The sequence below is a fragment of the Palleronia marisminoris genome (assembly GCF_900172315.1).
Taxonomy (GTDB): Bacteria; Pseudomonadota; Alphaproteobacteria; order Rhodobacterales; family Rhodobacteraceae; genus Palleronia; species Palleronia marisminoris.
The window spans coordinates 20,829-27,645 of record NZ_FWFV01000019.1 but is presented as its reverse complement, the minus strand read 5'-3'; the positions used below and the strand labels follow the sequence as shown (position 1 = coordinate 27,645).

5 protein-coding genes and 2 pseudogenes are annotated in these 6,817 nt (G+C 60.1%); 2 read left to right on the top strand and 5 right to left on the bottom strand.

Going from position 1 to position 6,817, the window contains the following annotated elements; translation table 11 throughout:
- Nucleotides 1-396 precede the first annotated feature (396 nt).
- A pseudogene (locus PAM7066_RS18030) lies at nucleotides 397-594 on the top strand (IS256 family transposase); the annotation flags it as partial.
- Nucleotides 595-666: 72 nt separating this feature from the next.
- Here the strand turns inward: PAM7066_RS18030 and PAM7066_RS18025 are convergent.
- The 4 genes from PAM7066_RS18025 to PAM7066_RS18010 form a co-directional block, all read right to left on the bottom strand.
- Nucleotides 667-1,356 (bottom strand): ATP-binding protein, encoded by a 690-nt coding sequence (locus tag PAM7066_RS18025; protein ID WP_085855604.1) that lies wholly within the window; start codon nucleotides 1,354-1,356, stop codon nucleotides 667-669.
- Nucleotides 1,353-2,414 carry an NAD-dependent epimerase/dehydratase family protein gene (locus PAM7066_RS18020; protein ID WP_085855603.1) on the bottom strand — a complete coding sequence of 354 codons (1,062 nt, stop codon included), beginning with the start codon at nucleotides 2,412-2,414 and terminating at the stop codon, nucleotides 1,353-1,355. The genes PAM7066_RS18025 and PAM7066_RS18020 overlap by 4 nt, the downstream gene beginning before the upstream one ends.
- 178 nt (nucleotides 2,415-2,592) lie before the next feature.
- Entirely contained in the window at nucleotides 2,593-3,513 is a 921-nt protein-coding gene (locus PAM7066_RS18015; protein ID WP_085855602.1) for a helix-turn-helix domain-containing protein, read from the bottom strand.
- Between the two features lie 17 nt (nucleotides 3,514-3,530).
- Nucleotides 3,531-4,586, bottom strand: a complete 1,056-nt coding sequence (locus PAM7066_RS18010; RefSeq protein ID WP_175484743.1) for a helix-turn-helix domain-containing protein — start codon at nucleotides 4,584-4,586, stop codon at nucleotides 3,531-3,533.
- Between the two features lie 619 nt (nucleotides 4,587-5,205).
- On the opposite strand from PAM7066_RS18010, the pseudogene PAM7066_RS18005 reads away from it, so the two are divergent.
- Nucleotides 5,206-5,917, top strand: a pseudogene (locus PAM7066_RS18005) (transposase family protein).
- A gap of 56 nt (nucleotides 5,918-5,973) precedes the next feature.
- Here the strand turns inward: PAM7066_RS18005 and PAM7066_RS18000 are convergent.
- Nucleotides 5,974-6,606: a LysE family translocator gene (locus tag PAM7066_RS18000; RefSeq protein WP_085855600.1), complete on the bottom strand. Its 633-nt coding sequence runs from the start codon at nucleotides 6,604-6,606 to the stop codon at nucleotides 5,974-5,976.
- Between the last annotated feature and the right edge of the window lie 211 nt (nucleotides 6,607-6,817).

The window sequence follows — 6,817 nt, the reverse complement described above, 5'->3', positions numbered from 1 at the left end:
ATCGATGACAGATCCGGGCTGGTGAAGCGGGGTGATCGTGATATCGTCTTCCAAGGCGTATCGCTCCTTCGGGAGGTTCTGGCAGGCTTTGACACCCGCCACGATACGCCGCCTTCTCAGGCCCCATCACCCAAAATCTCGCATAGCTCCGTCCGGTCCGTGCCAGTGACAAAAAGCGCGAGCGGCGGGCGACACGACAACTACGGATTCGCGCTCTTGGCGCAACCGGGCGATTAGCAAAGGCGGCCAGCTATTAACTGCGAGCTCGCAGCTCATCACGTGCATCGGCCTACCCGCTCCGTCGTGCTCCCGGCGCCTCCGTCCCGGATGCTCGCAGTATACAACAGGTCCGCAGGAACCCAGCCGAACATTGGCACCGAGATCCTCGTACCAATTACAAGCGCCATCGAGAGCCTGAGCCGGGTCATCCGCAAGTCGATCAAGACGCGCGGCTCATTCCCGACCGAAGATGCCGCGACCAAGCTGATCTACCTTGCGATCCGCAGCTTCGAGAATGGCGGCAGGAACGTCCGGGAACGGATTGCTGCCCGCAATCAACTGGCTATCATGTTTGAGGATCGCTCTCCCGCATGACCGTATCTGCACCCGCATGGGCCGCCTCAGATACACAGAGTTCATGACACTCTTGGCACTGGACTTCCGGCCTCAACCGGCGCGCTCCTGCCCAATTGTCACGGCCTGTGGTGACGCGGCCGGCAAGATAACCCACATCCGCATCCCCTCGGGACCGGTTTCTACGGCGATCATGCGACCGCCAAGCATGCACGAGAGCATGGCGCTGGAACGCGCGCCGACACCGCGCACGTAGCCATCCGGCCCGATGCGCGGGCCGGTGGCGCTGCCGCAGCCCCTGCCGCCTTCGGGAAACCCGCCGCCATTGTCGCTGACGTCGATCACGACGAAGTCGCCTTCGGCCCCGAGCCTGAGGCGAATGACGGGATCTGCGTGAGCCGCGAGCGCAGCTTTGGCATTGTCCACGAGGTTCGCGATGATGGCACGCAGCGCCTGTGGCCCGCACCGCACGCGAAGGGTCTTTCTACCGGGTATGTCGAGGAAGATGCGAACCTTCCCGCTGCCCTGGTCGGCCAGCTCTTGTGCCACTTCGGCAGCGACGGCGGCCGCATCGGTCTCTGCCGGCTTGCGCTCGTCGGCGCGGTCGCGCAGCTGCGACTCGCAGATCGTCGTGCTGTGATCAACCGTTCGCAAAATGCGTTCGGCCCCACGGCGCGTCGCCGCATCCTTGCCGCCGCAAAGCGCTTCGGCCGTCAGCCGGATGTGGGTCAGCGCGTTCCTTAAGTCGTGCAGGATGTGATCCTGCGGCTCTTGGCGCATCATTGCTGCCTCCGTGCGTCGCTACGACGCCTGTCCGCCGCAGAATTGAAAATCCTCGGCGCGATGTGCGACCATGTCTCATCCGCTTGCATCGAGGACATTTTGTCCACGAAGGCAGGCTGCCCCGTGCGCCGCCCCAATGGTTCGGGCGACGCTCTGTAGCCAAAATCTTCAGGGGTTTTCGGATCACCGAAATCAAACCTCTTGGGATCCACCGACTCGGCGGGCACGCGGGCCGCCGATGCTGGACAGGCGACCACGCCGCCCTTGAATGCGCCGTTTTCGGCAAGACAAGCAAGCAGCCTCGCGCAGTCCTCCACCGTCGTCGTTGTCAACTCGCGCAGGGAGGGTACGCGCAGGCCCCGCGATATCGGCTGAAGCCGGGTATCGATGCCGACACGCGCCGGGCAAGCAGACGAAAGCAAAGAAGGCGCCAAAACATAAGCCGATTGAGGCACACACCGGGCGGCGGACAAAATGGCACGGTCGATCTCCGCTGCATACGGGCAGTCGGGACACGTCACGCCGGTTGCCGAGATCAGCCTGCCATGCGGCGGCATTGCGGCCAGCATCTCGCAGAGCGCGGCCGCGACGGATAGTGTCGTGCGCCGTTCGGCCTGTTCGCAATGGATCACCGCATCCAGTCGTTTAGCGACCGAGCGTATTACACTTGTCTCGGAAAGATCAGAGAGCAGCGTTACAAGGCCCTTGAAATCGTCTTCGTATCCGGTGCCGAACACGGTGACGGACAGGCCGCGCGCCAGAAGTTCCGCAATGACGGCACGACCCAGAGAAGTGCCTCGGCCGGTTACGAAGACCCTCACCCGCGCGTCAGCCCGCGCAGGCTCGGACATCGGCACGAGTCGGACCGAGAGCGGCGGAAACCGCGCACAGGTTCCCGCATCGACGGCGCTGCCACTCAAACGACCGCGGACGGGATCGGGACGGCCGGACAGGATCGCGCTTCGGTTTTCTTGGGCGCCTTCTCCGTGGTCGATCCTAGTGATGCAATGCCGCTGCGGATGCAGATTCTGGTGGCTCTCGATCCTGTGCCAGGGCATATCGACGCATCCTTTCCTTTAGACACCGACGGTTATGCACCGGCGGTTAACCGGATTATTCCGAATTCCGTGCCAGGTGGTGTCATATCCCGGCAGCCCCGCGGCCGAACGTGCAGACACATTGCCTGGGGAGGGAGCAGCCCTGCGTCCGCTGACAGCCAAGCTCGGCATCGCTGCATCAGGCGCCCACACTAGCTTTCCGAACGGACGCCGGCGTGGCGCCGACGCGGCTTCTGAACACGTCCGTCATGTGGCTTTGTGAGGAGAAGCCGCAACTATAGGCGACTTCGGCGATCGACAGACCCGTCGACCCAAGCAACGTCCGGGCGAGTAGAATCCTGCGCTCTAGGCCATACTGATACGGCGTCTTTCCGGTTGAGACCTTGAAGCATTGCCGAAAAACCGATTCAGGCAAGTTCACCAGCGCTGCGAGTTGTGCATTGGTGACTGCGGTTCCTGCCGCGCTATCGATGTACTCATCAATGTTTCTCAAGTCGCGCGGACATAGTCCATGACGAAAGCGGTCCCGGCCGGCACTCATGTCGGGGTCGGGTTGGCACAGTCCCGAGACGATTGCGTTGATGAAATTGTCAGTATGGGAAGGATCGAACACGTCGGGGCGGTCGGCGCTGGATAATATAGCATTGACCAGAGGCGAGATGAGGTGGGAGGTGAAATACGCTTCTGGAGAAGCATTCTTGACGAGACGGTCCTTGTGTTGGACGCTGAGGCTGGCGCTTAAACGATCCTTGGTCAGCATCAAGAAGTCGATTTGAGCTCGCGTCGAAATCTTCGCGGAGTATTCGGCCCCCGGCTCGATGATAAGAAGCTCCCCTGCCGTAACGGTCCGCGCACTCGTGCACTTGTCCTCGAACTCCGAATGCTTGACCACGTGTGGCGTACGAATGACCCCGATGAGCCAGCAGTCGAAGGATTTTCCTATATATTCGCCCGGCGGATAGTGGAATTGGACGAAACTTATGCCCGAATATTGGGGCACGATGCAATCTGTCGTCCTCAAAATGCCCCTGCTATCGGGCACGTCGAGCATCGCCTTGTAGACAAGCGGCTTTTCATGTTTGGGTTGAAGATCGCGCATCGTAATTAAGGGCTTCTCTAGGAAGCTGTTGCCGACGGCAGCGATTTTGAATGTGCCATGGTAGGGTAGGATGGGGAGGTCGCTAGTGAAACATGGGTTTTCAGGAAGCGAAGGTCCTTTAAAGGAGCGCGATTACTACCCCAGTCCTTCACGCTTAACGGCATTTCGGCGGAGGCTGGCCGTTCATGCGAAAAGACTCGAAGATTACGTCGCCAGCCCCCCGGGGGTTCTCCCATGACATCGGAGAACACTCGCGTCAGATGGCTCTGGTCGGCAAAGCCGCAGGACAACGAGATCTGTGAGATTGGCATGTTGGTTCGCAGTAGCTCGCAAGCGCGCGCGACGCGAAATTCGGCCAGCCACCTCCTTGGGGTCTTGCCGAACGTGACTTTGAATGCTTTGCTGAAATAGCTTCGGGAAAGACCGCAGGCATCGGCTAAATTCTGCAGCGTGAAATCCTCTTGCAGATGTACTGTAAGAAATTCGGTGGCCTTGGCCTCTTGCCGCGCGGACAGTCCGCCCTTGCGGCTCGGCGCCACGGTCAGCCCGCCATAGTGCTGTGTCAGATGTGCCAGAATGGCAAGCGCCAACGGCTTTAAGAACAGCAGGCTGGATTTGCACGGATACTCTAAGGCTGGCAGAAGCGCTAGTGCCAGTCCCTGTAACGAAGGGTCGTTAACGCCTTCGACGCAGCTCAGCACCGTAAACTCCGGTCCCCCAGAGAGTATCGAAAATTCGTTGAGCGCATCGCGACCAATCCAGAAAATTATAGTGTCTGATTCTTCCGTAATACCCACTTCGCACGGATATCTGAGGTCGCGGATCGAGACGCTTGCCTTGGGATACACTTCAGAGTTCGCTCCCGTTGGCGAAACGTGCGGTCCTTGCCCGGAAGTCTGCCCGAGTTCGACCAGAACCAGTACGCCGCTCTCTCCTCCCTCCACGACACGGTGCATTTGAGTGCGCATTTTTCCATCGATCCTTCCTACGGTCATGAAAGGTATATCGAGTTGCGACTCCAGCCCGAGGCGTCGCGACGTGGTGCAATTGTATGAAGTCAGGCCTTTTGGCATCGGTATTCTCAATCTTGCCATGAGTTCACAGATATCACTCTTTGGTGGTCCAGCGACTGAAGCGTGGCGACCTGCCACCGCAGCAATCGAATGCCGCCGTCTAGAAAGGTCACTGCAGATCGCGCGGCACAGCGTCCGATTGAATGTCGTCCACAATGTGTCAAGCCACGGAATCAATTTAGCCGGTGCCGACACGGAATGCGTTGCCATCCCTGCTGCGATGGCGTCGCTTTTGCGGATTCAATCGCAGTCGTCGCAATAGGCGTCTGCCTGACCGGCCACGACCTGCACGCTGCCTTCAAGGCCTGGCCGAGCAGCAGCTGACCCCGGTCCCTGGCAAGAGCGATACCGCCGATGTCTTCCGCTATGCTCTCAACCGCTGGGCCTCCTTCGCTCTTTCCTCGCGGCCGGGCTGCCATCGACGCGGATGATGTTGAATAGCCCCGTACAGCCTTTAGACCACGGAGGGGTAGTGGCGCTGAAAGAGCGACGTCATAGCCTCCACCAACACCAGCGCCTTATTGCGGTAGGGGCGCGGGTTGCTCGATCAGTCAGCGTGCCTCGGTGTTTGATCCCACGGTTGAAGATGTGATCTTTCGAGGAAATTTTTGGAAGCGCTATGGGACAAGTTCGTCACCAGAGCGCTACGACCACGCACCCCGTACGAGCTGGAATACCGCGATCGCAAGCTTCGCTCGCTGAGCTGAGCCGAGAGTTGGGATCAACCCAAGACGGTCGCCAAATGGCAAAAGCGGGTGACGGTCGATGAACTGAAAACCGGCTCGAAGGAGCTGCGCTCCACCTTCATGACCGAGGTGGAGGAAGCGATGGTTGTCGCGTTTCGGCGCCACACGCTCGTGCCTTGGATGACTGCCTCTATGCCCTTCAGCTCACGATCCCGCGCCTGTCGCGCTCGGCTTTGCATCGGTGCCTGCAGCGGCATCGCAGATCCCGCCTGCCTGACATTGAGGGAGGCAAGCCAAAACGGCAGGCGTTCAAGCGCTACCCGACCAATGCGCTTCGACATGGTCTGCGAGGCCAACGGGATTGAGCACCGGCTGACGAAGCCGAACCACCCGTGGACCCACGGGCAGGCAGAGCGAATGAACCGCACGACTAAAGATGCGAGGGTCAAGCGCTTCCACTATGACAACCACGATCTGCTGCGCACGCACCTCGGAGACCTCATGGCAGCCTGCAACTTCGGACGTCGGCTCAAGACCCTCGGCGGCCTCTCGCCCTGAGAATACACGTGCAAGATCCGGACCTCAAAGACAGAAAAGTTCATTCTAAACCCGATCCACCAATCTCCGGGACTGAACACTTGGTAACACGGATGGTGGCGCTGGCGATTGTGGAAAACGACCGGCTGGATGGACCGATCGCATCATGTGGCCGTCAGCCCCGACCAGATCATCAGTGCTCCGAAGACGATGAAGATGATGCCGGTCAACATGCGTCCGCGCCTTGCATGTTCTGGCCTATGAAGCAGTCGGACGAAGCGCCGGGCGCCGAGAGCGTAGGCACCGAGAATGACGAACTTCACCACCACAAACGTGAGAACCAGAAGCGTGAGGACAGCTGTCCCGCTGTCTGCTGGGAGGAACTGGGGAAACAGAGCGGCGAAGAACAGGACTGCCTTCGGATAGCTGATGCCCACGCCGAACGAGTGAAGCCAGAGCATCAACCCACTATGTGAACGCGTCGCCTCGGCTGCCTTGATCTTGGCGTTCGGCCGCCCGGGACCGAAAAAAGTCAATCCGAGCCAGATGATGTAGGACGCGCCCGCAAGGCGGAGGCCGAGAAAGGCCACAGGATGGGTTTCGAGCAGGGCGCCCAACCCCAAGACGGAGAGAGTGGCCAGCATGGCGATTGCGACTAGATCGCCGCTCAGCGCGCCCAGAGCGCGGCGCCACCCGTAGGCGATGGCATTGTTCACGATGAACAAGGTGGAAGGTCCAGGCGTCGCGGTTTGCGCTGCGCTGACGATCACAAAGGTGATATAGGAAGGAACTTCCATCGTCGCTCCGAGGCAAGATTATGATTGGGATCTAGACGGCCGAACGTTGCTTGTTCGCTTTTCACTCTCACCATCTGCGGGAAGACAGGGCTCCTCGGTCATCGATCCGGCAGCAGGGCGGCATTTCGGGGTGATGGCTCCGGTGTCGCGCGGGACACGGCTGGTGCGCGACGGAGGCGAAATGCCACGGGGTCAGTTCAGGCGCCGTATC